Annotated in this window: 25 protein-coding genes; 8 read left to right on the forward strand and 17 right to left on the reverse strand. The window is 58.9% G+C overall.

The window, feature by feature from the left end:
• A partial coding sequence (locus ACIOU9_RS14190; protein WP_402697307.1) for a helix-turn-helix domain-containing protein occupies positions 1-319 on the reverse strand: 319 nt, incomplete at its 3' end.
• A 238-nt stretch (positions 320-557) separates the two neighbouring features.
• Here ACIOU9_RS14190 and ACIOU9_RS14195 point away from each other — a divergent pair.
• On the forward strand, positions 558-923 hold the full coding sequence (locus tag ACIOU9_RS14195) for a VOC family protein (protein ID WP_105659190.1): 366 nt from the start codon (positions 558-560) through the stop codon (positions 921-923).
• Between the two features lie 106 nt (positions 924-1,029).
• Here ACIOU9_RS14195 and ACIOU9_RS14200 read toward each other — a convergent pair whose 3' ends face one another.
• The gene (locus ACIOU9_RS14200) at positions 1,030-2,070 is read right to left on the reverse strand and encodes an isopenicillin N synthase family oxygenase (protein ID WP_105659189.1); all 1,041 of its coding nucleotides are present in this window, start codon (positions 2,068-2,070) and stop codon (positions 1,030-1,032) included.
• A 273-nt stretch (positions 2,071-2,343) separates the two neighbouring features.
• On the opposite strand from ACIOU9_RS14200, the gene ACIOU9_RS14205 reads away from it, so the two are divergent.
• Both ACIOU9_RS14205 and ACIOU9_RS14210 read left to right on the forward strand, forming a co-directional pair.
• The gene (locus tag ACIOU9_RS14205) at positions 2,344-2,646 is read left to right on the forward strand and encodes a type II toxin-antitoxin system VapB family antitoxin (protein ID WP_105659188.1); all 303 of its coding nucleotides are present in this window, start codon (positions 2,344-2,346) and stop codon (positions 2,644-2,646) included.
• Between the two features lie 81 nt (positions 2,647-2,727).
• Complete coding sequence (locus ACIOU9_RS14210) at positions 2,728-3,348, forward strand: LytR C-terminal domain-containing protein (RefSeq protein ID WP_166650803.1); 621 nt, start codon at positions 2,728-2,730, stop codon at positions 3,346-3,348.
• A gap of 4 nt (positions 3,349-3,352) precedes the next feature.
• Here the strand turns inward: ACIOU9_RS14210 and ACIOU9_RS14215 are convergent, their stop codons facing one another.
• The gene (locus ACIOU9_RS14215) at positions 3,353-4,042 is read right to left on the reverse strand and encodes a DsbA family oxidoreductase (protein ID WP_332594871.1); all 690 of its coding nucleotides are present in this window, start codon (positions 4,040-4,042) and stop codon (positions 3,353-3,355) included.
• A gap of 122 nt (positions 4,043-4,164) precedes the next feature.
• On the opposite strand from ACIOU9_RS14215, the gene ACIOU9_RS14220 reads away from it, so the two are divergent.
• Positions 4,165-4,887, forward strand: coding sequence for a YoaK family protein (locus ACIOU9_RS14220; RefSeq protein ID WP_332730634.1), 723 nt, complete (start codon positions 4,165-4,167; stop codon positions 4,885-4,887).
• A 108-nt stretch (positions 4,888-4,995) separates the two neighbouring features.
• Here ACIOU9_RS14220 and ACIOU9_RS14225 read toward each other — a convergent pair whose 3' ends face one another.
• Complete coding sequence (locus tag ACIOU9_RS14225; protein WP_105659184.1) at positions 4,996-6,402, reverse strand: amino acid permease; 1,407 nt, start codon at positions 6,400-6,402, stop codon at positions 4,996-4,998.
• A 186-nt stretch (positions 6,403-6,588) separates the two neighbouring features.
• Between ACIOU9_RS14225 and ACIOU9_RS14230 the strand changes: the two genes are divergently transcribed.
• Positions 6,589-7,155 carry a histidine phosphatase family protein gene (locus tag ACIOU9_RS14230; RefSeq protein ID WP_105659183.1) on the forward strand — a complete coding sequence of 189 codons (567 nt, stop codon included), beginning with the start codon at positions 6,589-6,591 and terminating at the stop codon, positions 7,153-7,155.
• 6 nt (positions 7,156-7,161) lie between these two features.
• On the opposite strand, the gene ACIOU9_RS14235 is transcribed toward ACIOU9_RS14230, so the two are convergent.
• The 5 genes from ACIOU9_RS14235 to ACIOU9_RS14255 form a co-directional block, all read right to left on the reverse strand.
• A complete protein-coding gene (locus ACIOU9_RS14235) occupies positions 7,162-8,226 on the reverse strand; it encodes an alpha/beta hydrolase (protein WP_332487375.1) in 1,065 nt (354 codons plus the stop codon).
• 131 nt (positions 8,227-8,357) lie between these two features.
• On the reverse strand, positions 8,358-9,995 hold the full coding sequence (gene aceB / locus ACIOU9_RS14240; protein WP_332498606.1) for a malate synthase A: 1,638 nt from the start codon (positions 9,993-9,995) through the stop codon (positions 8,358-8,360).
• Positions 9,996-10,076: 81 nt separating this feature from the next.
• A complete protein-coding gene (gene aceA, locus ACIOU9_RS14245; RefSeq protein WP_105659180.1) occupies positions 10,077-11,390 on the reverse strand; it encodes an isocitrate lyase in 1,314 nt (437 codons plus the stop codon).
• A gap of 527 nt (positions 11,391-11,917) precedes the next feature.
• Positions 11,918-12,520 carry a HutD family protein gene (locus tag ACIOU9_RS14250; protein WP_105662414.1) on the reverse strand — a complete coding sequence of 201 codons (603 nt, stop codon included), beginning with the start codon at positions 12,518-12,520 and terminating at the stop codon, positions 11,918-11,920.
• A 9-nt stretch (positions 12,521-12,529) separates the two neighbouring features.
• Positions 12,530-13,150 (reverse strand): AAA family ATPase, encoded by a 621-nt coding sequence (locus ACIOU9_RS14255; RefSeq protein ID WP_105662415.1) that lies wholly within the window; start codon positions 13,148-13,150, stop codon positions 12,530-12,532.
• 210 nt (positions 13,151-13,360) lie between these two features.
• Between ACIOU9_RS14255 and ACIOU9_RS14260 the strand changes: the two genes are divergently transcribed.
• Positions 13,361-14,851: a helix-turn-helix transcriptional regulator gene (locus tag ACIOU9_RS14260; RefSeq protein ID WP_105658616.1), complete on the forward strand. Its 1,491-nt coding sequence runs from the start codon at positions 13,361-13,363 to the stop codon at positions 14,849-14,851.
• A 10-nt stretch (positions 14,852-14,861) separates the two neighbouring features.
• Here ACIOU9_RS14260 and ACIOU9_RS14265 read toward each other — a convergent pair whose 3' ends face one another.
• The 7 genes from ACIOU9_RS14265 to ACIOU9_RS14295 form a co-directional block, all read right to left on the reverse strand.
• Positions 14,862-15,524: an alpha/beta family hydrolase gene (locus ACIOU9_RS14265; protein ID WP_105658615.1), complete on the reverse strand. Its 663-nt coding sequence runs from the start codon at positions 15,522-15,524 to the stop codon at positions 14,862-14,864.
• Between the two features lie 53 nt (positions 15,525-15,577).
• Entirely contained in the window at positions 15,578-16,297 is a 720-nt protein-coding gene (locus tag ACIOU9_RS14270; protein WP_286134343.1) for a hypothetical protein, read from the reverse strand.
• Positions 16,298-16,549: 252 nt separating this feature from the next.
• Complete coding sequence (locus tag ACIOU9_RS14275; protein WP_105658613.1) at positions 16,550-16,966, reverse strand: GNAT family N-acetyltransferase; 417 nt, start codon at positions 16,964-16,966, stop codon at positions 16,550-16,552.
• Between the two features lie 9 nt (positions 16,967-16,975).
• Positions 16,976-17,563, reverse strand: coding sequence for a hypothetical protein (locus tag ACIOU9_RS14280; RefSeq protein WP_146112328.1), 588 nt, complete (start codon positions 17,561-17,563; stop codon positions 16,976-16,978).
• Between the two features lie 4 nt (positions 17,564-17,567).
• Positions 17,568-17,924 (reverse strand): VOC family protein, encoded by a 357-nt coding sequence (locus tag ACIOU9_RS14285; RefSeq protein ID WP_105658611.1) that lies wholly within the window; start codon positions 17,922-17,924, stop codon positions 17,568-17,570.
• A 150-nt stretch (positions 17,925-18,074) separates the two neighbouring features.
• Positions 18,075-20,633, reverse strand: a complete 2,559-nt coding sequence (locus ACIOU9_RS14290) for an ATP-dependent Clp protease ATP-binding subunit (RefSeq protein WP_105658610.1) — start codon at positions 20,631-20,633, stop codon at positions 18,075-18,077.
• Between the two features lie 129 nt (positions 20,634-20,762).
• Positions 20,763-21,437 carry a response regulator transcription factor gene (locus ACIOU9_RS14295; RefSeq protein WP_105658609.1) on the reverse strand — a complete coding sequence of 225 codons (675 nt, stop codon included), beginning with the start codon at positions 21,435-21,437 and terminating at the stop codon, positions 20,763-20,765.
• 313 nt (positions 21,438-21,750) lie between these two features.
• Between ACIOU9_RS14295 and ACIOU9_RS14300 the strand changes: the two genes are divergently transcribed.
• Positions 21,751-22,935 carry a histidine kinase gene (locus ACIOU9_RS14300; protein WP_332487388.1) on the forward strand — a complete coding sequence of 395 codons (1,185 nt, stop codon included), beginning with the start codon at positions 21,751-21,753 and terminating at the stop codon, positions 22,933-22,935.
• A gap of 627 nt (positions 22,936-23,562) precedes the next feature.
• Here ACIOU9_RS14300 and ACIOU9_RS14305 read toward each other — a convergent pair.
• Entirely contained in the window at positions 23,563-24,768 is a 1,206-nt protein-coding gene (locus ACIOU9_RS14305) for a hypothetical protein (protein ID WP_105658607.1), read from the reverse strand.
• A 323-nt stretch (positions 24,769-25,091) separates the two neighbouring features.
• Between ACIOU9_RS14305 and ACIOU9_RS14310 the strand changes: the two genes are divergently transcribed.
• On the forward strand, positions 25,092-26,369 hold the full coding sequence (locus ACIOU9_RS14310; protein ID WP_332504462.1) for an FAD-dependent oxidoreductase: 1,278 nt from the start codon (positions 25,092-25,094) through the stop codon (positions 26,367-26,369).
• The last annotated feature ends 100 nt before the right edge of the window (positions 26,370-26,469 follow it).

Raw genomic sequence — 26,469 nt, forward strand, 5'->3', positions numbered from 1 at the left:
TGCGGATGGTGGCCGTGGAAGGCACGTGCAAGTGCTCTTTGCCTAGGTGGTATTGGATGGTCATGGGGCCTGCGTCGAGGCCGTTGGCGGTGAGCGTGCGGCGTAATTCGAGGATGCGTGCTGTGAGTTCGGGGCTGGTGGCGCGCGGGTTGGTGTGTGGTTTTTTGCTGGCAGGTTCCAGCGCGGCATCGCCGCCGTGGTCGTAGGCGCGTAGTAGCTGGTAGATGCGTTGGCGAGAGATCTTGTAGTGGCGGGAGGCTTCGGTGACGCTCATGCCGGCGTCGCGGATCTGGTGGACGATGACGTGGTTTCTAGACATGTAATAGTGTCAAGGATGACGCGACTCATCGGTCAAGATGCGAGTGTCTAGGATGTCCCGACTCATGTGTCTAATATGTCGTGAATCTACACACCCTATCCTCCGCCGAATGTAATGTCCCGGCTCATCGTGAAAACGATGAGCCGGGACATTATTTTTTTGCGCTTACCGGCATTGCCAGAACCTGGCGGGTAGTATCCGTGGCAACTGTTCAGCAATCTTTCGGCAAGGTAAGACTATGGCAAGTGTATTGAGCGAAATCGCCGTCGACTGCGCGAACCCGATGCTGGTGGCGAGGTTCTGGTGCGAAGCGCTGAATTATGACGTATTGGAAGAAGAAGCCGGCTTGGTCAGTATTGGGTCCAAATCCCAAGGCCCGGGCGGGCTGAAATTGACGTTCGCGCAAGTGCCCGAAACCAAGAGCATCAAGAATCGCCTCCATCTGGACCTGCGTCCTCAAAACGCCCAGCAGCAAGAAGAAGCTGATCGCCTGATCTCTTTGGGGGCCAGCTACGCCGATGTGGGCCAGCGGGAGGACGAGAGCTGGATCGTGATGGCTGATCCTGAAGGCAACGAATTCTGCGTGCTTTCCGGCGTCGAATAAGCGAGGCGCTTTAAATGCCTATTGGCGCCGGGCCGGTAATCTCTCACCAGCTCGACGCCAACAGGTTTTGCGTGTGCAGCTCCTGATCCCTGCAGAAGCTCACGGCCTAGGCGCTTTTGCGCCCCTTGGCCAGCTCTGGGTAGTGGATGGCCGCGGTCTGCGGGTGGGCTCGCAGCCATCCCTTGAGCACGTTGGCACCGTAGGAAGCCAGCATTGGGTTTTCCGGATCATCGGAGACGCCGCGAGCTTCGGCAGCCAGCTCGGCTGGCAGTTCGACCTTGTCGATCACTGCATCCAGTCGAGGGGAGTAGAAGAACGGCACCGAGTAGCGGTCAACGCCAGCTGGTGGCGCAATGACGCGGTGGATGGTGGCCATCAGGTAGCCGTTGGTCGCGACTTCGAGCATCTCCCCGAGGTTCACTACCAATGCACCCGGGGTCGGCGGCACCTCGATCCACTCTTCCTGGCCGTAGGGTTGCACCTGCAGCCCTCCAACCTGGTCCTGCAGCAGCAGGGTGACGAAGCCGTAGTCGGCGTGCAGGCCAACGCCCTGGTTGCCCGACTCTGGTACGACGTCGCCCGAAACGTAGTGCACCAACTTGCCCATCCATGACGGGGTGTTGGCGAATGGCTCGTCGAAGTGGCCTTCGGGCAAGCCCAGCCCCACAGCGATGGCCGAAAGCAGCTCGTGGCCGGTTTTGTTCATCAGCTCGGCCCACGCCATGGCGCGCTCTTCGAGCTGGGGGAAATCGGCAGGGAACTGGTTCGGGCCCTGCAGGTTCAAGTACGGCTTGTCCTCGGGAACGACCGCCAACGTCTCGCGTTCCGGTCCGTAGTCGATCTGTTCGCGGGCATCGGCGCGGCCGCGGGTGATTTCGGTGCCCATCCGGGTGTAGCCGCGGAACTGGGCGCTATTGCGGTTATCGAGCTTGATTTTCTGCTCAACGGGCTTCTGGAAGAATTCTGCGATGGTGTCGAGCAGTTCCTGGTCCTGCCCGGCATATGCGCTGTATCCGACGATCTGGAAGAAGCCGACGCGGTGTGCGGCGTCGCGAATCGCGGCAACGAAATCCTTGTTGAAGGAGCCGTCAGCATTGCGTGCGGTAGAAATATCGAGCAGTGGGATCTCGGTGACTACGTTGTTCATAAACCCAGAGTGCACCTTATGACGCGATTGTTACCAGCTAAAGTTACGCCCGGTTCCTCCAAGTTTCCCTTGGCGTAACAATCCTTGCTTTTTCGCATTGCGTGTCTGATTATTCGCATTCGCGTGTAGCATTCGCCCGGCAACTGCGCGGCGAGTCCGGCTGCCACCCGGATCAATCGGCGCCGTCTCGGGAAGTGGCCTTCCTGCGGCCTGCCAACTAGCGCCTGATCTGCAGGTCTGTGGGTCTGGAGAGTTTGTCCGTATGCTTGAATAGTGATTTTTCGAGCGGTAGGTGAAGGCCGTCCATACCCGGACCACGGCTATTCTTCGGCGCGTGATTGGAGCGGACTTCCCCCGCAGCAAGTGAAACTAGCTGACTTGGTCACCACCAAAGCCACCTTGGATCTTGAAACATTGCTCTCTGAAGATTCCACCTTCTATGGCGACTTGTTCCCGCATGTAGTGCGCTATCGGGGCGTGTTGTATCTGGAGGATGGGATGCACCGCGCGCTGCGCTCGGCGCTTCATCATCGCTCGGTAATACACGCACGCATATTGGATCTGGACGCTAGTTAGATAAGCTAGCGCCACGAGGATGACGATGACGTCGCCTTCAGGCCAGCAGCTGCCGAAGGCTGACCAGAGCAAGGTGGAATGATGCGTGATCGCGATGACCCGGGGCAATGGCACGGTGCGCATATTGTCGACGAGCAAGAATTAAGTTTCAGCTCGGACGGCCAGGCTAAGCGGCGTGCCCGCAAACGCCAGAACATTGTTTTCTCCGTGATGGCCCTGCTGGTGATCGCGGTTTTGGCCGGCGCCGTACTCGTTTTCAATGGAACGCTGAAGTTGGGTGGCGAGCCTGCCGCCGTTGCGAGCCCGAAGCCAAGCGAGACGAAAATCGAAAACCCCAAGTGCCCGGCCATCGATTTCAAGTACCAAAAACCTTCAGATGTCGAAATACGCGTGCTGAACACGACCGATATTTCGGGTCTTGCGGGTGACACTGCCGAGGCACTGGAAAAGCGCGGCTTCAAGATTTCGTCGCTGACTTCCGGGTGGAAGTCGCTCTCAGAAACCGCTGGCGCGGTCATTGCCGGGCCTGATGGCTATGCCCAGGCTTTCACCGTGCAGCGCCAGATCCCCGGCATCGTTTTCATCTACGACGAAAAGAAGTGGGGCAGCCGGGTGGACCTGGCGCTGGGGGAGAAGTTCGACGGCCTGGAAAAAGAACGCAAGCTCGATACTTCTGAAGGCAAGCTGGTCTGCAGCAAATAGCTGGCTACGGGGTCTGCACATCTCCGGAATGCACTTGGGCCAGCGCATTTGCGAAGACCTCGGCTGGCTGGGCGCCGGAAATGCCGTACTTTCCATCAATGATGAAGAAAGGAACACCGCTGATGCCCAGCTCGCGTGCCTGGACGATATCTGCGTTGACTTCCTCAACGTAGGATCCGGACGAGAGCTTCGCACGCAGTTCCCCGGTATCCAGCCCCAGCGTTCCGGCCAGTTCGAGCAGCGTTTCTAGGTCTCCGGTGTTCAGGCCCTTCTCGAAGTGGGCAGAAAGCAGCGCTTCCTTCATCTCGTTTCCGGCACCATGCTTCTTGGCGTATTCCAGTACGCGTAGTGCAGTGAAGGAATTAGCGACCTTCAAGTTGGCGAAGTCGTAGTTCAATCCTTCGGCGGCAGCCTGGGCGGTGACATGGTCAAGCATTTGGGCGACCTGTTCCTGGCCCAGCCCCTTCATCTGGGAGAGGTATTCGGCCTCGCTGCCGTCATAGTTCTCAGGCAGGCTCGGGTCCAGCTGGTACGAGTGCCAGTAGACATCCACGTTCTGGGAGTATTCGAACGCCTCGACACCCCGCTCAAAGCGGCGCTTGCCGATGAAGCACCAAGGGCAGGCAATATCGGAGAAGATATCCACGCGGATGCGCTTGTCTTCCGGGGACTGGACAGCCGTATTTTCGCTCATGCTTGAGGTAACAACTTTTGCTCACCGGGCATTCCTTATTCGCAGCTGCTGATTTCGGGGGAGATAATGGCAGGGCTCCTACGGAAACCGGATGGTGCTGATGGCGAGAGAAAGCAGGGCAAGTGGCAAAGAACCTTCGATGGCGCGGAATCCTCTTCGCCGGAACGATTACGGCGATGGCAGGCTTTGTTGATGGCGTCGGATTCGTGCACTTCGGCGGCTACTTCCTCTCCTTCATGTCGGGAAACTCCACGCGTTCCTCCGTGGCGCTGATGACAGGGGACCTTGCCGGATGGGCGATGGCGATGTCCTTGGTGGGCTGCTTTGTCGCAGGTGTCATCCTCGCAACGCTGGTTACCTTCCGGCTCGATAGGCTGCGCCGGCCAGTGGCCATGTATTCCAGTGCGGCACTGCTGCTCGCTGCGGCCATCTCCGGGAATTTCTTGCCGCAGCTGACGGCTCTGCTGCTGGCCGCCGCGATGGGCGTGGTCAATGTTTCCTACACTCGTTCGGGAGAGGTTTCCCTGGGCCTGACGTATATGACCGGCACGTTGGTCAAGCTCGGGCAGGCACTCGGTGGAGCAATCATCGGGTTGGCCACCGGGTCGGACCGAGGCGGCTACCGGATGCTATGGATGCGCTACGCAGTGCTTTGGCTGATGATCACCATGGGTTCCCTGGGTGGCGTCTTGGCCTACCTGCGGCTGGGGCTCGGCAGCTTGTGGATCGTCGCAGGCGGCATGCTCGCGTGGGCCAGCCTGGCGTTGTTCCAGGAGCTGCGCACACCCCATGGCCTGGAGCCGCCCTCGGGGCCTCAGGCCGGAACCTCCACCGGGATCAAGTAGAAAGACATAAAAAATATGCCTGGCTTCGCTTTATGCGAAACCAGGCATATTTTATTGCGCGGTGGCTAACTCAGCAAGGAGTCGCTGTCCTGTTTTATTGTGCGGTGGCTAACTCAGCAAGGAGTCGCTGTCCTGCTTGATTGGCGCCGCTGGGCGTACCAGCAGCTTGAAGAGCACGGCCAGAAGCACGAGCCATGCGATTCCGGTGTACAGGGCTACACGCGTCGTCGGGCTCAGGGCCAAGAGCACGACAACGAAGACCATGAAGGCCAAGGCGATCCATACGGCAACGGTGCCGCCGGGCACAGCGTATTCACGGGCGACGGCCGGTCCGCGGCCCGCCGCGGCTTCCTTGCGTCGCATGGCCAGGTACGAAGTCAGAATCATGATCCACACCCAGACGGTGGCGAAGGTAGCGATGGAAGCGATGATGGTGAACAGCGACTCCGGGAGCAGGGCGTTGAGCACCACGCCGACCAGCAGCACAATGGCCATGATGACCACGGTCATCCACGGCACGCCGTTACGCGAGATGCGGCCAAAGGACTTCGGAGCATGGCCGATCTCGGACATGGCGTAGAGCATGCGGCCAGCCCCAAAAGTATCGGCGTTGATCGCCGAAACGGCTGCGGTGATCACCACGGCGTTGAGCACGTGGGCGGCGGCCGGGATGCCCAGGCCGTCGAAAATCTGCACGAATGGCGAAGCTGAGCCGTCGATCTGGCGCCAGTCAAAGAGCATCATGACTACGGCCAGCGAAGCTACGTAGAAGAGCAGGATGCGCCATGGCACGGTATTGATGGCGGCTGGAACCGACTTGGCAGGATCAGCTGCTTCACCAGCGGTGATGCCGATGGTTTCGATGCCGCCGAAGGCGAACATCACGACGGAGAACGAGAGCAGCAGGCCCACGAAGCCGTTGGGGAACAGGGTGCCAGCGCTCATCAGGGTAGCGATGCCGGTTGCGGTTTCGGTCTCAGGGGCGTTGAAGCCGAAGATGATCAGGGCGGCGCCGCCAATGATCATGGCGATAATTGCGGTCACCTTGATGATAGCCAGCCAGAATTCGGTTTCACCGAAGACCTTGACCTTCATCAGGTTGATCGAAGCGATCAGCAGGACGACCGCCAGCACCCAGATCCACTGCGCCACCTGCGGGAACCAGAAGCCCATGTAGATGCCGAACGCGGTCACATCGGCGATCGCGACAATGGCCATTTCAAAGGCAAAAGTCCAGCCGGTGACGAAGCCGGCGAAGCGGCCCAGGTAGCGCGAAGCGTAGTGAGCGAAGGATCCGGAAACCGGATGCTTGACAGCCATCTCGCCCATGGCACGCATGACGATGAAGACGGCAGCGCCGCCAATCATGTATGCGAAGAGGACGGCAGGGCCAGCAGCCTGGATAGCAGAAGAGGAGCCGTAGAAAAGGCCCGTTCCGATAGCTGAGCCGAGGGCCATGAAGCGGATGTGGCGGGCAGTCAGCCCGCGGGCGAGAGACGCCTTTATTTCGTTCACGATAGTAATGCTCGGATCCTATAAGGGGTGCGTTCGATGGGGACGGGCCCGCGCCAAAGGCAGGGCACAGCCGTGAAAATCCTATGCGCTCCAGGCAGCCATGACGCGCTTAAGTGTTGCAGATCCATCGTGAGCTTGGCCACCAGCGGTTGCTGTTGGCCACCTGCCGGGTGGGAGAATGGGCATATGAAACTAGGATTCGTCCGCCACGGACAGACGCAATGGAACCTCGAAGGCCGCTTGCAGGGTTCCAGCGACATCCCCCTGAACGACACCGGGCGAGCCCAAGCCCGCGAGGCTGTCTCGGTGCTGGACGGCGGCCAATGGGACGCTATCGTTTCCTCGCCGCTCTCTCGTGCACGCGAGACGGCACAGATCATCGCCGACGGTCTGGGACTGGAACTGGGTCCTAGCTACGACCTGCTGATCGAGCGCGACTACGCCCAGGGCGAGGGCATGGTTGAGGCCGAAGCGCTGGCGCTATGGCCGGACAAGAACGGTGGCGGAATTGAACCACTGGAATCTGTAGTTGACCGTGGCCTGCGCGCAATCAACCAGATTGCAGCAGACTACCCGGGCAAGAATGTCGCGGTAATCTGCCACGGCACCATTATCCGCTACACGCTCTCGCACTTCGCCGGCTACAAGCTGGACACCATCCGCAATGGCTCGGTTGCCATCATCGGCAATGAGCCCGGCGATTGGCAGCTGGAACTGGTCAATGACCAGGTGCCCAGCAAGGTCGCGGGCTAGGCCGCACTAGATGCCGGAAGGAACAATCCGGCGGATGCTGGAGGCCACCAGCGAATCACGCTGCCGGTTCTTGACGACCGCAAGCCATGAGCCCAACGCCATGTAGGCCTTGGAGCGGATCTTTGGCGAGGAGAGGAACACGTCGTGCAGCGCGCCGGGCAGGCGCACCAAATGCAGTTCCCGGCCTAGGTCGATGCTGCGCTGGGCGACGACCTGCACGTTCAAGGCCACGTCGGCGCGGGTGGCGGTGTCGTGCCAGCGTGGCAGCAAATAGTCTTCCGCCGAAAGCATCACCAGGGTGGGCATCTGGAGATCCAGCCCCTTCTTCACCTTGGCTTGCGCATTGAAGACTGCAGAGATGAAACCCGCGGTGAGCTTGAAGCCGTTGACCGGGCGCCAACCCAGATCGTAATCCCATTCGCCGGAAAACTGGCTGGAGACCGTGCGGGTGTAGAACCCTGGATCCACCGTCGGCAAGAAGCGGTGGGGGTTGCGGCTGCTGGCCGCCTGGACGATCCTCGCCAAGGCGGTGCGCCCGATCTCGCTGGCCTGGAATTCCAGCCACGGGCTGTTCAGCGCCAGCGCATCAACTTTCTGCGGGTTGGCTGCCGCATACAGAGAAGCGCTGAGCCCGCCAGTGGAGTGGGCGAGCAGGACAAAGCGGGTGCCCGGATGCGCGCTGGAAATGATGCGGTGGGCCGCGTCGAATTCCTCGAAGTACTCCTCCAGATCGGTGGTGAAGCCCGGGCTTCTGTGCTCGGCGATTTTGGTGGCCTGGTCTACCGGCAAGTTCCGTCCATAATGGCGCAGGTCCAGTGCGTAGAAATCCGCTCCGGCTTCACTGAGGAACTCGGCGAGCTCTTTTTGGAAGAAGTAGTCCGACCAGCCATGCACATAAAGCACCGCGATCCCGCGCAATGGCGGCGGCAGGCGCAGCGTTCTGCGCGGACGGTGCCTGATCAACGTCGCGGTCGAACCGTCCGACATCGGCAGCGGCCGTTGCGAGAAATCCTCGCCCAGCAGATCGGGCTGCCACAGGTCCTCGGCCGGGTTCTTGAACTGGAAAGCCATGGCTACAGCCTAGCCACCGCACACGCAAAACGGCATCCACCCGCTGGACTGGTTACCAACGGATGAATGCCGCTTTGCGTGGCCGACGTTCAGGGACGACTGTTTTCTATCGGCCGGGTCTCGGGTACTGCCTAACCTGCCATTTCCAGGGTGCGGGCTGGCGCATCCAGGTAGCGCAGGTAGGCGTTCTTGGTCAGGAAGGTCGGGAAGTCATCGCGCAGGGCGCAAGCTTCGAAGATTTCCACGGCTTCCTCGAAGCGATCACCCTCGAAGCGCTCCAACCCCTCCATGGTCTCCTCGGCCAGTTCCTGGACCCAGCGACGGGTGATGATCTCGCCCTCATCGGTGATCGCCGACTGGTGGATCCACTGCCACAGCTGCGAACGGGAGATCTCGGCGGTAGCAGCATCTTCCATCAGGTTGCGCAGCGCCACAGCACCGTTGCCGCGCAGCCAGGACTCGATGTAGCGGATGCCGATCTCGATGTTGTCGCGGATGCCGCGTTCGGTGATCTTGCCGGTGACACTCTCGATGTTCAGCAGGGCCGGGCCGGAAACCTCGACATCTTCGCGGGTGCGCTGCAACTGGTTGGGGTTCTCGCCGAGCACCTCGTCGTACACCTCCCGGGCAACCGAAACCAGGTCGGGATGGGCAACCCAGGAGCCGTCGAAGCCATCAGCTGCTTCGCGGGCCTTGTCCTCGCGGACCTTGCCGAAGGCCAGCTCGTTGATCGAGGCGTCCTTGCGGTTGGGAACGAATGCGCTCATCCCGCCGATGGCCGAAGCCCCGCGGCGGTGGCAGGCACGCACCAGCTGCTCGGTGTAGGCCCGCATGAACGGGGCGGTCATGGTCACGGTGTCGCGATCCGGGAAGACGAAGCGCGGTCCGCGGGAACGGAAGTTCTTGATAATCGAGAAGATGTAATCCCAGCGGCCAGCATTGAGCCCCGAGGAATGCTCGCGCAGCTCGTAGAGGATCTCTTCCATCTCGAATGCGGCGGTGATGGTCTCGATCAGCACGGTGGCACGGATAGTGCCGCGCTCGATATCCATCAGATCCTGGGCCATGTTGAACACGTCGTTCCACAACCGTGCTTCCAGATGGTTCTCCAGCTTCGGCAGGTAGTAGTACGGGCCGCGTCCGGCTGCCAGCAGGCGCTTGGCGTTGTGGAAGAAGTGCAGTCCGAAGTCCACCAGCGCACCGGACATCGGGGTGCCGGCAACCAGCAGGTGCTTCTCCGGCAGGTGCCAGCCGCGGGGACGAACCACGATGGTTGGCAGCTGCTGCAGATCGTAGCTGTTCAGCTTGTACTCGCGGCCATCCGGCGCGGTGAAGTCCAGGTCCTGATCCAGCACCCGGATCAGGTTGACCTGGTTCTTGATGACGTTCTGCCAGGTTGGCGAGGAAGCATCCTCCATGTCGGCCAGCCAGACCTTGGCCCCGGAATTCAGCGCATTGATAGCCATCTTGCGTTCGATCGGGCCAGTGATTTCCACCCGGCGATCTTCCAGCCCCGGAGCGATCGGGGCGACCTGCCATGAATCGTCTTCGCGAATAGCGCGGGTCTCGTCCAGGAACTTCGGATCGCGGCCATTGGCAATGCGCGCCCGGTTGACCTGGCGGCGCTGCATCAACTCGGCACGGCGCGGTTCGAATGCGGTGTGCAGGGCCGAAAGGAAGTCCAGGGCCTCGCTGGTCAGGATCTGCTCCTGGTAGCGAACGGGGATAGCGGTAATGGTGATGTTGTTCAGGGTGATGGGGGAGTTCATGGCAGCGTCCTTAAAAATCTTGGAAATGGTGCTGGTGCTAGCCGGCGCCTTTGCCGGCTAGCACCATCGACCCATCAGGGTCTAATGGAATTGGCCTTCTTCGGTGGATCCCACCAAGGCCAGGGTTGAGGCGTTAGGGTTCAGCGCCGTGGAGATCGCATCGAAGTAGCCGGTGCCGACTTCGCGCTGGTGCCTGGTGGCGGTGTAGCCGGCGGCCTCGGAAGCGAATTCGCGTTCCTGCAATTCGACGTAGGCGCTCATGCCGTCCTTCGCGTAGCCGGAGGCCAGGTCGAACATCGAGTGGTTCAATGCGTGGAATCCGGCCAGGGTGATGAACTGGAAGCTGAAGCCCATGGCGCCTAGTTCGCGCTGGAACTTCGCGATGGTCGCATCGTCCAGGTGCTTCTTCCAGTTGAACGACGGCGAGCAGTTGTAGGAAAGCATCTGGTCCGGGAAGTCCTTTTTGACCGCTTCGGCGAACTTGCGGGCCAGCTCCAGGTCAGGGGTGCCGGTTTCCATCCAGATCAGGTCCGAGTACGGTGCGTAGGCCTTGGCCCGGGCGATGCATGGCTCGATACCGTTGGTGACCTTGTAAAAGCCCTCCGGGGTGCGCTCGCCGGTGATGAACTGCTGATCGCGTTCATCGACATCCGAGGTGATCAGCGTTGCCGCTTCAGCGTCGGTGCGGGCGATAACTACGGAAGGGGTGCCAGCCACGTCGGCGGCCAGGCGGGCCGCGTTCAGGGTGCGGATGTGCTGCTGGGTCGGGATCAGCACCTTGCCGCCGAGGTGGCCGCACTTCTTTTCGCTGGCCAGCTGGTCTTCCCAGTGGACGCCCGATGCGCCAGCGGTGATCATGGACTTCATCAGTTCGTAGGCGTTCAGCGGGCCGCCGAAGCCGGCTTCTGCATCAGCGACGATGGGGACCATCCAGTCTTCGACGGTCTGGATGCCTTCGGAGAACTCGATCTGGTCTGCACGCTGCAATGCGTTGTTGATGCGGCGCACGACCTGGGGAACCGAATTGGCCGGGTACAGCGACTGGTCCGGGTAGGTCTGGCCTGAAAGGTTGGCATCCGCTGCTACCTGCCAGCCCGAAAGATAGATGGCTCGAAGGCCGGCCTTGACTTGCTGCACTGCCTGGTTGCCGGTCAGTGCGCCCAACGCGTTGGTGTAGCCGCCGGTGGGGGTTTCCTCGGTGAGCTGCTTCCACAGCTTCTCGGATCCGCGTTTGGCCAAGGTGTGCTCTTCCTGGACCCGGCCCTGGAGCTTCACGACGTCGGCAGCGCTGTAGTCGCGGGTTACGCCGTTCCAGCGGGGGTTGTTTTCCCAGTCGCTCTCGATGGCTGCGATGCGGTTGTCGATCGAGGTTTCGTTGGTGTTTTCAGTAGTCATTGCTTCGGCTCCTTCGCACAAGCTGCGGGTTCATGTCGATCGGAAGGTGATCTTGTGAACTTCTTCGTGACAACTACTTTTCCGCAGGTGCGAGGGCTTCAACAGAGGTTTTTTGAATTAAGATTTTCACTTCTTCACAAAAATGGAAATTTATCGCTTCTTGCGCTGAATGTGAGTCAAGGCATGGAAATCTGCCGATATTGAATCAATCCCTAGCGAAGAAGAGTAAAATTTAACAGCAAGCCTAGATAAGGGCGAAGCCAAAGCAGACCGATTCCGGGGTCTGCGAGAATCGGCGAATCACTGATGATCTGGGATTTTATGGAAACCGCAGGTGCTGATTCGCCACGGCAGGCGTTGTGTATCGGGCCAGGAAACGTGAAGTATCAGAGTCTGGACTGGTAGCTGGCTTTTGCCAGATGGGGGCCTGGACTTGTCGCTATGGCCGATATTCTTGGCCGGCAGTGCAGTTTCTGAGTGCGAAGATTTATGGATCTTGCGACCATGGCTGATTGAGCCGGAACGGGCTAGGGCTGGTCGAAAGAAACCACAGCCATGAAACCGCGGCCGGAGATGCGTGGTTCACCGGCGTCAGAGCCAACGACGGTGTCACGCAGGTTCAGCGACTGTTCGCTGTCGCCGAGCAAGAGCTTGGCGGAGCCCTGGACCAAAAGGCCCAGTTGCCCATCAAAGAGGTATTGCTCGCGCTTTTTGGACAGCTCGACAATGCGAACGGTGGGTCGTACCTGCTCTGGAATGGCGGCCACGTGCACGATGAGCAGTTCTTCGGCGGGCTGGCTCGCCTGGACAGAATTTCTCGTTTCGAATTTCAACGGGCGCAGCGGTTCCAATCCGTGCTCTTGCCCGTCTACATCCAGCTGCACGAAATCGCCGGCGATCAACGTGAAGACTTGAGCCGAAGGCGACGGAGTGAAGGCTGCAGATTTCTCGATAGAGCGAATCGACAGTTGCCAGGTTGATTCCCGCAGTTCGCTGGACCACAACGTTCCGTCCTGCGCCAGAATGCCGCTCGCAATGAGCCGGACCTGCCCTAGCTCCCATTGCTTCTTGGTGCTTTGCGCCAATTCGAGAATGGAACCCGGTGCAAAAGATGCTTGTGCTTCGCTCATGGGACGAGTCTACTTGCCGATGACCAAGCGAAGTTGTTCAACCAGCTGGGATGTGGGCAGCGAGGCATCAAGAGTTATCCAACCGTGCACTTGCGCAAGACGCAGATACTCATTTCGACTGTCCCTGAGATACTCCATGCTTTCGTCGTCTTTGCCACGGGAATTGATCCGCTCAAAGGCAAGGATGGGGTCGATGTCGAGCAGGACAATTCTCGCGTGCTCGGTACTTTTCGCCGCAAGCCAGGGGAGAAGCAGTCCCGGAGGATGGCCACGTAAGCGCCGCAGCACTAATTGGCAATACAGGTGCCGGTCCATCACGCTGAGTCCGGGAGAGCGGGCCGCGAAAAGCATATTGCGGGCAACATTGAAGCTGCGAATGGAAGTTTCGAAGAAATCCTGGGTGAAAGTCGGGAACGTCATTCCCAGGGCGCGAGAGAATTTGGTAAGCCAGCTCCGCGCGGCGACGTTTGCGAGCCTACGAGCCTGAATGCGATCGTTGCGCAGCTGCTGTACTAAAGCTTCAATAGTGGTGCTTTTGCCTGCGCCATCGGTGCCGACGATGACCAAAGTCCGGGGTGGATCGTGGGCATGGCGCGGGGCCGGTAGGGGGCGGGTGGAGACTGCGTGCATGGTGCTCCTTGCTGGATCTCTTTGTAGTTTCAACGTTTGCGCTTCGCTGAAGATTCCGCAGAAAGGCTGTGCATTTGTTGAGAGTAGCTCGCCGGGGAAGCAAGGAAAGAACCGTGAATATTTGCTTCCGCGTCACTGCTGGGCGATTGAATTACGGGTTGAATCCGGAAGATCTAGAAATTTTCACGATCCTTGGCATAACCTTGTCATGTGACTGCAACCACATGGAATCGCTCAGTGAACTCAGCCGGCAATGGCGCTGGCAGCGAAGATACAGAACTCGACGCCATTGCTCTCGGCCGCAGAATCCGCTTTCTGCGCAAGGGCAAGCAACTGACCTTGGATGATGTCTCGGCGCTCGTTGACACCGCGCCGAGCCAGTTGTCGCTGATTGAAAACGGCAAGCGCGAACCGAAGCTATCGCTGCTTAAGTCCCTGGCTGGAGCCATGGGGGTTGGCGTCGACGATCTGCTGGGCACCGAACCGCCATCGCGCCGTGCTGCTTTGGAGATCGAATTGGAACGTGCCCAACGCGGTCCACTGTACGAGTCCTTGGGATTGCCTACCGTTCGTGTTGGCACGCGTCTGCCCATGGACGTCCTGGAATCCCTGGTGGGACTGCAGCATGAATTGGAACGCCGCCTGAACGAGCAGGCCGCGACCCCTGAAGAAGCCCGTCGGGCCAATACCGCGTTGCGCCATGAGATGCGCCAACGCAACAACTACTACAAGGATATCGAGCAGGAAGCCGCCAAAGTCCTCTCTGCAGTTGGCCACGATTCAGGGCCGCTCTCGCATCATCGTGCAGCAGATATCGCCGAGCATCTGGGATTCAGCCTGCGCTTTGTGGGCAATCTTCCGCATTCCACGCGTTCGGTGACTGACCAGAAGAACAAGCGTATCTATCTGACGCAGGCGAACCGCTCGGAACATGATCCTCGTTCGGTGTTGCTGCAGGCGCTAGGGCATCACGTATTGGGTCATAGGACTCCAACCGATTATTTCGATTTCCTCTCGCAGAGGGTCGCGACCAACTACTTTGCCGCGGCGTTGATGATGCCGGAAAAGTCCACGGTGGACTACTTGCGGCGAGCTAAGAACAACCGTGAGTTGGCCATCGAGGATCTGCGCGATGCTTTCGCCGTGTCCTATGAGTCCGCAGCCCACCGGTTCACCAACCTTGCCACCGAGCATCTGGGGATGACCTGCCACTTCCAGAAGGTCCACGAATCGGGCATCTTGCACAAGGCTTATGAGAATGACCGAGTGAACTTTCCAGCCGATCACACCGGTGCCATTGAAGGACAAACCATTTGCCGGTATTGGACAAGTCGCGTGGTCTTCGAGCAGATGGATAAGTTCCGTTCCTTCGAGCAGTACACCGATACCGTCAATGGGACCTTCTGGTGCACGGCGCGCACCGAGCGCCATTCCTCGGGACTGTATTCCTTGTCCATTGGCGTGCCTTTTGAGCATGTGAAGTGGTTCCGCGGGCGGGATACCAAGGAGCGCTGCCAATCCACCTGCCCGGACGAGAACTGCTGCCGCCGTCCACCTGCTGACCTATCCAGCCAGTGGTTCGGCAATGCGTGGCCGGCTACGCGCGCCAATACCCACTTGCTGGCGGCCATGCCAACCGGAGCCTTTCCCGGAGTAGATGAAACCGAGGTCTACCGATTCCTGGAAAAGCAGGTGGACTAGGACCGTTGGACTATGCGATGTGCTTGGAGATGAAGGCAAGAGCAGTTTCCGCCAGCCACGCGCCATCCTGGGCAACGGTGCGGCCGGAGCGGGCTACCTTGAAGGAATGGTTGCCACCTTCGAACCAGGAAAGTTCGCTGTGCTCGTTCAGCTTGCTGGCGACTTCTTCCATCTTTTCGGGGTTGGCAAAGGGATCTCGGGTGCCTTCGAGGAAAAGCATCGGCACCGCAATCGGGTAGAGATGCTCATCGCGTAGCTTCTCTTCCTTCTTAGGCGCGTGCAACGGGTACCCCAGGAAGATCAACCCTGCCGAGGGCATGCCCTCGGCAACTGACAGGGAAGCGATGCGCCCGCCAAAGGACTTTCCTGCCGTGAAGATTGGCAGGCCTTCAGCCAAGTGTTCTTCAACCCAACGGCGGACCTGGTGCCACACTGCGACCGCAGCTGGCGCTTTGTCGGGAAACTTCTTTCCAGCATCCATGTAGGGGAAATTAAAACGCAGGACGCTGGCACCCAGATTCGCAGCGGCTAGCGCAAAGCCGGCCATGAAGTCATGATCCTTTCCAGCACCTGAACCGTGTGCGAGCACGATGACGGCCTTCGCCGCCTTTGCTCGGTCCCAGAGCGCGCTGAGTTCCAGGTCTTCGTATGGAATGGAGAGTTCTTGGGTCATAGGTACCACCCTAGGGGCTGAGGGCCCATCAACTGATCATGAAAGGAAATGAACTACATTTCCCAGTCCTTGCGGAGTGCCGTATCGGTGTCATCGCCATTTCTGGCCAGTACCGTCAGCTTTTCAACTTTTTCGCCGGTTGCCGCACGCTCGTTGATCTTGAGCATCATATTTCCCGAGACGAAGATCGATGCGGGCATGTCGTATTCGCCGTCGATCCATGGACCGTCTGCGAGGGTGACGACGAGTTCGCCAAGCGCAGGCGACTCGACTTTCTCAACGTAGGCGTGGGGGTCAGCGGGCAGGCATGTGCGGTAGATTTCCAGCTCAGTGATTTCAGCGCCGCATAGGGATTTGTAGGTATCGTTCATGGCGGACAGCCACTGCGTGTACTTTTCCGTGGCCCAGGCTTTGCGGTCCTCGGGATCGGCACCAGTACGAGCCCGGGTGAAAGTTCCTGAGTTATTGCCGTCTTCAGTAGCGAAGGTGACAGATTCCAATTCCGGCGAGGCCTCGCCTACGCTTTCGAACATGATTCGGCCCATCATGCGCAGCTCATCCTCGTTGGTTTCGTAGCTTTCCCGCATCTGGGTTCCAAACTTCATGCTGTTATCCAAGAAGATATTGATGGCACCAGGTGCTGGAGATTCCCAAGAAGTCATTAGGTTGTAGGGATACAAGAAGCCTTTGGTGGATTTGATGCCAGAGTTTTCTTTCCACATCTCAATTTTGGAATCTGCCCAGGCCTGTCCCGAATTGGCGTTGGCGTCCAACTCCGCGGGTCCAGGCTCGGGGGCGGTTTCACCGGGTTCACCGGTTTCGGCCGCGGGCTGTGCCGCCGGAGTGGAGCCAGCGACGGAAGCCGCCGTCGAATCGGCTGGCGCTGCTTGTTCGGGAGCTGCATTGCACCCTGCTAGAAGCAAAGCCAACGATGACAGGGCAATGACCGAACGGGTGCGCAAGAATAACTCCTCATTATCGATGAATGGTCAGTCTATACAGGCCAGGCAGCGAAGGGAGAGGTGTTACGAGAATTTGGCAAAGGTCCGGATCGCACCGGGACGGAAATCCGACGCTTCCGTGAGCCCCATGGATTCGTAGAAGGCACGTTGCCCGGGTTCATCATCGGTGATCAGGACCAGCTGACGCACATGCTCATATTTCACTAGTACGGCAGAGAACAAAGCACGGCCTACGCCGGTGCGATGCGTAGATGGACGCACCAGGATGTCCTGGACGTAGCAGATGGTGGCATTATCCGAGACCACGCGCACAAGGCCGATTAACTGGTGGTCTACGTCGTAGGCGTAGATTACGCATGCTGAATTCTTCAGGCCCTCAAATAGTACGTCTGGGTTGTCTGTATAGGCGCTCCAGCCCACCGCGTTGTAGAGCGAGAGTATTTGTTCCTCGGAAGGCACCTTAGTGGTGGAGAGTTCCATCGAGTCCTTTTACTGTTGCGGGGAAACCGAAAGGATCTCTGCGTTGCCCAGCAACGGATGCTTCACCAGTTCTGTTTCCAATGTGTGGATGATGGCTTGGGCGGAGTCGCCGTTGTAAACGAACACCGGGCCATCATGCCGGTAGTAGACATCCTCATGCCATCCGATTTCGCCGTCACCCAATGCATGCTGCAGGGCCCTGACTGTTGGCTCCAGATCCGATTCCGATTCGGCCCCAAGCCTGGTTCGAAGCAAAACGTACTCGCTGCCGCCTACTTCGGTGCGTTGTCCATCAATAATCAGCCAGGAACCATGCCCCAGTCCTCCATCGATGAGCGAAGAGAGCAATTCGGAAAACAGCTTCTTCGGTTCGGGGGTGGCCACTTCAAGGTTAATGTCGCTGGAGATCGGCTCCTCAGCCGCGTCCAATGTGGTCTTGGCGCTGATGATGGTTCCGGAAGACTTGTATTTGGGCAACAATGTATCGAGCAGGCCCGCCTCATGATCTTTGCGCAGGCGTTCGGTCATCGGCTGGGCAAAATGGATCTGCACCCGGTGAGTCGAAGCCTCCGATGATTTCCTGGCGAACAGCGACATGTCCTCAGTCCTCGTGTGGGTCGGAAATGCAAAAGACGATTCCGTAAGGATCGCGCATAATGGTCCAGCCAAAAGTGGGATCTTCGGTGTGGTCCTCAACGCGTGTTGCGCCAGCAGCCATGCAACGGGTGACTTCCTGCTCGCGGCTGGTGCTTGCTTCCAAGTCGAGATGAACCCGGTTCTTGCCGGCAGTGATCTCATCAACTTTTTGGAACCCCAACCGAGCGCTGAAGCCAGGGACGCTGATCATGGTGAACCCCGGGTACTGGCCCAGATATTTCCCGCCCAGAACAGCCCTCCACCAAGCCGAGGCAGCTTTCTCGTCAAGGGCATCAAGGGTGATCATTCCAATGTTCGCCATGCAGTCAAAGGTACCGGGAGTCTTCCTGCTTAGCTAGAGGTTGACTGCATTTCTGCCGCTGACTAGCGCACTTTCTAAGTGAAGAAAAGGGGCTTGCTTGGCCGGGACGGAAGTCCCGACCGAGTAAGCCCCTTTATGGGCTATGCCGGCCTAGCTATCGAAGTAGTTTGGCGCGTGCTCGTTGTGAGCAGGTGGAGTCGGCATCTCGACTTTCTTCTGCACCTTCAGCATGCCAGCGGCGTAGTCCACCGAAACGGTGTCACCAGCGGCAAGCGAATCACTGATCAGCAGGTCGGCAATGGCATCCTGTACCTTCCGCTGTACCAGCCGGCGCAGCGGGCGAGCACCGAACTCGGGGTCGTAGCCTTCGTTTGCCAGCCACTGTACGGCAGCGTCGCTCACCTCCAGTTTCAGCTCCTGGTCCACCAAGCGAGCTTCGGTCTCGGCGATGACCAGCTTGACGATCTGGCCAATCTCGGACTGCGAGAGCTTGGAGAACAGCAGTACCTCGTCCAGCCGGTTCAGGAACTCTGGGCGCATGAACTCGCGTACCTTGCCCATGACCTTGGCCCGGATTTCTCCAGCCTCACTGGTGGCATTGGCGGAGGTGAAACCGAAGTTTCCGGCCTTGTTGGCCAAGTACTCGCCGCCGAGGTTGCTGGTCATCAGGATCAGCGTGTTGGAGAAATCGACAGTGCGCCCGGCTGAGTCGGTCAACCGGCCGTCATCGAGTACCTGCAGCAGCACGTTGAACACGTCCGGGTGGGCCTTCTCGATTTCATCGAGCAGCACGACCGAATACGGGTTGCGGCGGATCTTCTCGGTCAGCTGGCCGGGCTCGTCATGGCCGATGTACCCCGGAGGTGCTCCGATCAGGCGCGCCACGGTGTGCTTCTCACCGTATTCGCTCATATCGACGCGAACCAGCGATTCGGCCGAACCGAAGAGGTTTGCAGCCAGAGCCTTGGCCAGTTCGGTCTTTCCGACGCCGGTGGGACCCAGGAAAAGGAACGAGCCGATGGGGCGACCTGCTGGCGACATTCCGGTACGGTTGCGACGCACGGCGCGTGCCACAGCGGCAACGGCATCGTGCTGGCCGATGACCGAAGCATGCAGGGAATCTTCCAGCGAAGCCAAGCGTGCCTTGTCATCTCCCGAGATGCGCGAGGTGGGGATGCCGGTGGATCGGGAGATCACTTCCGAAATCTGCTTCTCATCCACTACCCGGGTGACCCCTGCATCGCCGGCCTCCTCAGCAGCCTTGATGCGCGCGGTCATCTCCACGATGTGGTCACGCCATGCGCCAGCTTCTTCGAATCGTTCCTCGCCGATAGCGCGTGACTTCTCACGCTCGGCGTCTACCAATTCGGCACGCAGGGACTGCACATCCTCGGCATCTCCGGCAGCGATGGACCGCCGGGCACCGGCGATATCGATCAAGTCGATGGCCTTGTCAGGAAGCTGGCGGTCGTTCAGGTAGCGGGCAGAGAGCGTCACCGCGGCCTTGAGCGCTTCGGGGGTGTACTGCACCTGGTGGTGATCCTCGTAGGATTCGCGCAGGCCGTCCAAAATGGCCAGTGCAGTTTCCTCCGACGGCTCGGCGACAGTAACCTTGCCGAAGCGCCGAGCCAGCGCGCTGTCCTTCTCCACCTTGCGGAACTCATCGAGCGTAGTGGCGCCGATCATGTGCAGCTCGCCACGCGCCAAACGCGGCTTGAGGATATTTGCGGCGTCCATATTGCCGGACTCGCCAGAGCCTGCACCGACCAGCAGATGCATCTCATCGATGAATATCAGCACCTGCCCCTCGGCTGCGGCTACCTCGTCGAGCAGGCCGGTGAGCCGCTGCTCGAAATCTCCGCGGTAGCGGGTTCCGGCGAGCATGCCCGGAAGATCAATGGAGATCAAGGCCGCATTGCGCAGTTGGGCTGGTACCTGGTCATCGATGATGGCGCGGGCCAGGCCTTCGGCAATGGCGGTCTTGCCCACGCCGGCCTCGCCAATCAGCACAGGGTTGTTCTTGGTGCGACGGGCCAGGATTTCAATAACCTGATCCAGTTCCTCCTTGCGTCCGATCACCGGATCAATCTGGCCGTCGGAGGCCAGTAGGGTCAGATCGGTTCCGTAGCGTTCGAGCATGGACACGTCGGACTCGGAATCGGACTGGTTCTGGGCATCGTTTTGGCCACGCTGGGCCTGCTCCATGGCGGCTTGCTGCAAGGACTGGCCGGTGATGCCGTGCTGCGCCAGGAGCTGGCTGACCGGAGATTCCGGGTTGAAAACGAAGGCCAGGAAAAGATGATCAGGGTCGATGTAGGTCGAACCGTAGTTACGAGCAACCTGATAGGCGTCAAAGAGGCTGCGCTGAGCTGCCGACGATAGGTGGGATGGCTTCTCGCCCTTCTCCTGGGACTTGGGCATGCGCGCGATGGCATCTGCACTCAAAGCCTCGATGTCGATACCCATGGCGGTCAGGTGCTCGCCGACTGGTTCGGTGCGCAGCAGAGCCATCAGGAGGTGCAGGGAATCAATCTCGTCGTGGCCATGCTCCTGGGAAATCGCTGCCGCGGTGGCTACCGCTTCGTGGGTGCGGGCGGAAAGCAGGCGCGTGAGGTCGATGGGACGTGCTGCCTGAGCACGTGAAGACAGGAATCGAGAGAGGAATTCCTCAAACGAGCCATCTGACGGTGCGCCGAAAAATGCTGGCAAGTGAGCCTCCTAATAGAAACTTGAGCGGTCTATGCTCATGTTCAACGCATATGGCGCGCAGATATTCCCGAACCAGCCGGGCAAGGTGTCAAAGAGGTTGACTTCACACTAATAGCTGGAAAGCAGGCGCTAGTCTTTGGGGATTTCGATAAGGCCCATACGCGCGGCCGCAACCAGGGCCTGGACCCGATCGCGAACATTCAGCTTAACGAAAATCTTCGCCATATGGGTTTTAACCGTAGTTTCGGAAATAGTCAGAGTTCTTGAAATCTCGGTATTGTTTAGCCCGCGTGCGAGCAGTTTTAGAATCTCGAATTCCCGATTGGTAATTCCCAAGTCATAGGCCAGTTCTTGAATGTCTTGGGAATTATCCCGGTAAGCTTCGCGAACCGCAGAAACTAGATCAGAAGAAACCGACGGGGAAATGGCTGCAGTTCCTTGGTGAACGGCATGGATCGCATGAATAATTTCATCTGGTTCAGAGTCTTTTACCAAGTATCCGCTGGCCCCAGCGGTCAGTACCGGAACCAGGTAGTCGTCAGAAGAAAAGGCGGTAATGGCAAGCACGGAGGGGCTGTCTTCGGCAGATTTGATTGCTTTAGTAGCGCTAACCCCGTCCATTATCGGCATCTGCAAATCCATGAGCACAACGTCCACTTGATTGCCGCTGCAATACTCGACGGCGGCCTGCCCATTTTCAACAGAATTAACCGTTACAATTCCGGGGTCTGTTGCTAGGATTGTGCCCAACGCATGCCGAATTAGAGGTTCATCATCGACAATAAGGACCTTTATTTGTTCCATCTGATTCCTCTGATTCGATGCGGGTGGCCTCATGTTGGCCTGTTCACCTGAAAGTATATAAGTTGATCTGATGTGGAGTTTGTTATGAAGGGTTTGAAAATGCTGGCCGTAGCAGCATTAGTTCTGGCACCATTGACCGCCGTGGCAGCTCCTGCATCTGCCGCGAGCTCTCCAGCCTCCAGCAGTGGCAACGTTGCTACTCCTGCTGGCTTTGGCTCAGCCTTCTCGGAGTGGTTCTGCAAACGCTACGGCGTCGCCTGCCCATAACGCGGTTTATTTGACTTGATCATCTGAGCCGGGAATTATTCGGCATATGAATGGACGACTAAAGGACACCCTGACCAAGCTCTTCGCTGGTCGGGGTGTCATTGTTTGGACTGGTTTTGCGGTTCTGATCGCGGTTTCCAGTAGCGAGTTCGTGACTCTGCTGGAAGACGGATTTAGTGGTTCGTCGGATATTTCGGTTCGAGGCGCGTTGCTCGGCGTAGGACTGTGCGCAATTCTTGCGCTTGGTCTTCGCTGGGTTGCCGTATCCGTCGGATTGTTTGTGGCAGTTGCCTATTTCTTCCTCACGGACGGCGCCTTGTTCTTCTGGACTGTCGTTTCATTCATGATTTTTTCGGCGCTGGCAGCTACGGCCAGTGCCATGAGCGTTAGGGCCTTATTCCTAACCTTGTCCGCAGCGTGGATGGTGCAGTTCGGCATCCAGTCCGGGCAAGACGCGGTTCTGCTTGTCGGGATTGCCCCGTTGACGGCGATGGCGTTCTTCTTAACGAGGAATATTTACTTGCTGCGCGAGAAGAACGAGCTCGCTCTTCGGCAAATGCATACGGTCAAAGAGCAGACTCGTCTTGCTGTCGACCGGGAGCGAAAGAACATTGCCCGGGATCTGCACGATATTGTCGCGCATGACATCACGGTCGTGGCCATGCAGTCGAAGGCCGCGAAGTTCGCAAACGATGGTCAGAAGGCCCTCGAAGCTCTGGATGTCATCGCCAAACTGAGTACTGAGACTTTGCACGATTTACGCCTGATGCTCAATGTCCTGAGGGCTGATGGGACCATGGCAGATCCCTCGTCCCAGGGCATTGATAAGCCGGCCGCTACTACTGTTTACGCGCTTCAGGGTGCAGAACTTTTCGTTCAGAGGCTAAAAGAGGCAAATTTCGAGGTGAGCTCCACCACTGACGAGAAAATTTCCGAATTGCCCCGTTCTGCACAGACTGCGATTTATCGGGTCATGCAAGAAGGTACAACAAATGTGATAAAGCACGGTGCCTTGGGCGGGAAGTGCACCTTCGAACTCACGGTCCAAGGGGCAGAGGGCATCCTGGAAATTACTAATCAGATGGGGAATTTCGACAAGAAGGCGAGTGGGTTGCCCGAAGGCGGGACAGGCCTGATTGGCATGGGTGACAGGATGCGTGCATTTGGTGGAAAGTTTGCAACCAGTTCCGAAAACGGTGTTTGGGCACTGCGCGCAAGCATCCCGTTCTGACCCCTACCCTCCTACTAAAGTATGATTTCGGATTTTCGCAGGACGCGATAAGTTAGACATGTATCGGTGAAGACCGATCACCGGGAAGGTACTTGGTGGTGTTTTGCGAGTGGCATCACTAAGGATCCGAGGGTGATTAAAAGGTACGTTGCATTGCGTAAACGGACTGATCTTTCATCGGCGCTGTGCCCCCATCGCACGCCGTTGTCTGTCAGTAATGCAACGTACCTTTTATAACTTAAACCCAGCCCGTGTTTCTGCGTTCTGCCTCACACCTCAGGTCGGAATGGGCCTGCGTGGCGGGGTTTTGCGCCTATGGAGAGCATTTCCTGTCTGGGAAGCGAGAGCGCATGAGTACCCAGGCAGATACGGTTGTTTGGCAACAATAAGGCCTGGCCGTGGAGCCTAAGGGCGGCTTTGATAGCAAGACGGCAGATGCTGCGATCAACGCAGAAGCAACCGCAGATTCTTTGGCCGTGAAGGCCGGCGAACCAAGCGGGGCCCATGGTTCGATCGCCTGCTATGGCACGACGCCGAGCTGGCCACGCGCAGCTCCTAATCGATGAAGCAACGGCAAAGGGTGCGAGAACTCGAATTAGTTCTCGCACCCTTTGCCGTTGCTGGTGGTTAAGCCTCGGAAGCCTCTGCCTCTTGGGTGTCTTTCAAAACATGATCAGAAACCTTGGCCAGCGCTCGTTCCAGTGAAGAGCGCAAGACCACAGGAATCGTGATCTCGTCATTAATCTCGACAAGGCCTTCGCGCTCGAAGACGCGCAGCAGGGACTCGACCTGGGGGACAACCTCCTCAAGGCTGGCAATCAGGTGATGCTGCTCGGCGGGAAGGTCATCTTCGGTCGGAACTTGCAACGCGAACTCGGCACGTGGCGGTGTCGATGATGCGGCATTGCTCAACACGCCGGCCACCATCTCGGCGATCTGCGCCTTGCCCGGCTGCTCCAAGGTGTTGATCAGGATGTGCGAGTAGAGAACCTCTGCAATCAGCTCCTTGACCAAGCGGGCGCCTTGTCCGCTGGATGCCAGCAGCGCATCGCTGAGCGACTCGGTTGGGGTTGCGTTCGGTTCCTGGTAGCGCAGCATGGCCGTGCCGATCAGGGCGTCCCAGTATGCCGATAGGCGTGGAACGTCGGCCAGCGAAGAAACGGCAGTGCCGTCTTCCGGCTCCCATTGGGCATCCTCTGGAACGCCGGCGGATTCATCGACCTTGACGAACAGGCCCAGCGCGCTGGCCGCATCCTGCAGCGTATCGCCGGTGAGTACGCCAGCTGGGGTGGTCGGCTTGCCTTCGCCAACCCAGCTGATCAACTCGCGAGCCGCAAAAACGAAGGGCATCGCTTCGAGGCTGCCGTTGGCCTCATCATCTTCGAGATAGGGTGCCACGATGGGTGAATCGCCAGCCATGCGGGAGAGGAATTCGAAAGTCTGCTTGAAGTCATCCACGCTTCCGCCGAAATTAGCGGTTGTGCCCAGGAAAGTCAGGTAATGCTTGAGGATCGCAGCGCTGGCTTCCGAAACTTCCTTGCCCAGCGACGTCAAGTGGCCCAGCTGTTCACCCAGAATCGTCGGATCCAGGGTTTTGACGTCAACGCTCTGGCGCAACTGGGCATGCACGGTCAGCAGGGTAGTGAGCCCTTCGAGCGCTGCGCGGGTCTCGCTGGCTGCCTGGCCCTCTTCGTGGAAGTGGCGGAAGAGCGAGGACTTGAACGGCTGAAGAGCTTGGCGCACTTCGGATTCAAAAGGCACGCTGCTGGCGCCGGAACGGCGGGCTGGATGACCCTGGGCAGGCTTCTTCTTGGCTGGTTTACGTGAGGCCATGAGTGTGGTGCAGTTCCTTAGAAATGGCTGATCGGCGGGATTGGTAATTCGCTTCTCTCCAGTCTACGCAGGACGCGCTGGGGGAGAAGTTCCCGATGGGCGATAGTGATGCAGCCTCTGGGGAAAGTGCCTGTACGGGAGGAAGTACTTGTTGAAAGTTCGGAATAGGCAATCATTTACCGCAAGAAACACGAACCTCCTGCCGGTGTGGTGGCGCTCACCGTCGAATCGTCAGGACGCGTTGATTTTCCCTGGGGATCGCGCGACAGTGAAGACATGCGGGCTCGTGTGGAGAGGCCGTCGAAATGCTAGGAGAGTGGATCATGGCTGGAGTAGGCGTGCCAGATCATGTCGTTGTTGTAGGCGCTGGCTTTGTTGGCCTGTCGACCGCTTGGTACCTGCAGGAAACGGGCATTAAGGTCACCGTCGTGGATCGCGGCGGCATCGCGTCCGGTTCCTCTTGGGGTAACGCCGGCTGGTTGACCCCGGCCCTGACCCTGCCCATCGCGGAGCCTGCAATTTTCAAGAACGGCCTGAAGATGATGCTCGACCCGGCATCCCCGCTGTACATTCCGCTGAAGGCCGATGCCAAGTTGCTCCGCTTCCTGATCGGTTTTGCCTGGCACTCGACCCCGAAGAAGTGGGAAGAAGCCATGCGGGTCTACTCGGAAATCGGCGCAACCGGTTTGGATGCCTTCGACGAAATCGCGCAGGCGACTTCGGCAGGGCCGGGCGTGCAGGAGCCGACCAAGCCGGCAAATCCATTCTTGACCGGATTCACCTCGCTCAGCGACCGCGATGCGCTGCTGCATGAATTCGAGATGATCGAGAAGACCGGCGGCGAAGTTGATTACGAATTGCTCACCGGCGACGAGTTGCGCGGCATCGAGCCGACCCTGTCCAATAAGGTCGCTGCGGGCGTAGCCATCAAGAACCAGCGCTACATCAACCCGCCGAAGTTCATGGATTCACTGGCCGAATCCGTCATCGCCCGCGGCGGCGACATCATCGGAGCCTTCAACGTCACCGATGTGCGCGACAATCGCGGCTCGGTCACCGTCATCGGTTCCGAAGGCCGTTCAATCACCGCGGATCACGTGGTGCTGGCTACCGGTGCTTGGATGACCGACATGGCCAGCAAGTTCGGTGTGAACGTTGTGGTTCAGGCAGGCCGCGGCTACTCGTTCACCGTGGAGCCGGAACACATGCCAACGCACCCGATCTACTTCCCGACCCAGCGCGTTGCCTGCACCCCGCTGGGCGATCGTTTCCGCATCGCCGGCACCATGGAATTCCGCGACGCCAACCACAAGCTGGAGCCGAAGCGCATTGAGGCCATCGTTGCCGCTGCGACCCCGGTCTACCAGGGGATTAACTGGGAGAACCGCAAAGAAGAATGGGTGGGTGGACGCCCATGCACCGCGGACGGCATGCCACTCATTGGCCAGACCGGATCCTCGCGCGTGTCGGTTGGCGGCGGCCACGGCATGTGGGGCGTTGCGCTGGGACCGCTGACTGGCAAGATCCTGGCTGCCCAGATTGCTGGCCAGCAGGTTCCAGGCATCGCCCGGCACTTCAACCCCTTGCGCAAGGGGTTCTAAGCGTTTCGGTCCACACCCGGAACGAAATAAAACAACCGGCTTGCGGTGCATCATGGCGATGCGCTGCAAGCCGGTTTTCCTTTAAGGCTGTCTTTTACGC

Origin of the sequence: Glutamicibacter sp. NPDC087583, assembly GCF_044743685.1 — a bacterium.
Classification (GTDB): domain Bacteria; phylum Actinomycetota; class Actinomycetes; order Actinomycetales; family Micrococcaceae; genus Glutamicibacter.

Excerpts from the sequence above, each read along its gene's own strand:
- ACIOU9_RS14305 (WP_105658607.1), bottom strand. The coding sequence starts at position 24,768 with ATGGCCTCACGTAAACCAGCCAAGAAGAAGCCTGCCCAGGGTCATCCA.
- ACIOU9_RS14275 (WP_105658613.1), bottom strand. The coding sequence starts at position 16,966 with ATGGAACTCTCCACCACTAAGGTGCCTTCCGAGGAACAAATACTCTCG.
- ACIOU9_RS14285 (WP_105658611.1), bottom strand. The coding sequence starts at position 17,924 with ATGGCGAACATTGGAATGATCACCCTTGATGCCCTTGACGAGAAAGCT.
- ACIOU9_RS14310 (WP_332504462.1), top strand. The coding sequence starts at position 25,092 with ATGGCTGGAGTAGGCGTGCCAGATCATGTCGTTGTTGTAGGCGCTGGC.
- ACIOU9_RS14300 (WP_332487388.1), top strand. The coding sequence starts at position 21,751 with ATGAATGGACGACTAAAGGACACCCTGACCAAGCTCTTCGCTGGTCGG.
- ACIOU9_RS14250 (WP_105662414.1), bottom strand. The coding sequence starts at position 12,520 with ATGAGCGAAGCACAAGCATCTTTTGCACCGGGTTCCATTCTCGAATTG.
- ACIOU9_RS14295 (WP_105658609.1), bottom strand. The coding sequence starts at position 21,437 with ATGGAACAAATAAAGGTCCTTATTGTCGATGATGAACCTCTAATTCGG.
- ACIOU9_RS14265 (WP_105658615.1), bottom strand. The coding sequence starts at position 15,524 with ATGACCCAAGAACTCTCCATTCCATACGAAGACCTGGAACTCAGCGCG.
- ACIOU9_RS14230 (WP_105659183.1), top strand. The coding sequence starts at position 6,589 with ATGAAACTAGGATTCGTCCGCCACGGACAGACGCAATGGAACCTCGAA.
- ACIOU9_RS14255 (WP_105662415.1), bottom strand. The coding sequence starts at position 13,150 with ATGCACGCAGTCTCCACCCGCCCCCTACCGGCCCCGCGCCATGCCCAC.
- ACIOU9_RS14195 (WP_105659190.1), top strand. The coding sequence starts at position 558 with ATGGCAAGTGTATTGAGCGAAATCGCCGTCGACTGCGCGAACCCGATG.
- ACIOU9_RS14210 (WP_166650803.1), top strand. The coding sequence starts at position 2,728 with ATGCGTGATCGCGATGACCCGGGGCAATGGCACGGTGCGCATATTGTC.
- ACIOU9_RS14215 (WP_332594871.1), bottom strand. The coding sequence starts at position 4,042 with ATGAGCGAAAATACGGCTGTCCAGTCCCCGGAAGACAAGCGCATCCGC.
- ACIOU9_RS14280 (WP_146112328.1), bottom strand. The coding sequence starts at position 17,563 with ATGTCGCTGTTCGCCAGGAAATCATCGGAGGCTTCGACTCACCGGGTG.
- ACIOU9_RS14235 (WP_332487375.1), bottom strand. The coding sequence starts at position 8,226 with ATGGCTTTCCAGTTCAAGAACCCGGCCGAGGACCTGTGGCAGCCCGAT.
- aceB (WP_332498606.1), bottom strand. The coding sequence starts at position 9,995 with ATGAACTCCCCCATCACCCTGAACAACATCACCATTACCGCTATCCCC.
- ACIOU9_RS14200 (WP_105659189.1), bottom strand. The coding sequence starts at position 2,070 with ATGAACAACGTAGTCACCGAGATCCCACTGCTCGATATTTCTACCGCA.
- aceA (WP_105659180.1), bottom strand. The coding sequence starts at position 11,390 with ATGACTACTGAAAACACCAACGAAACCTCGATCGACAACCGCATCGCA.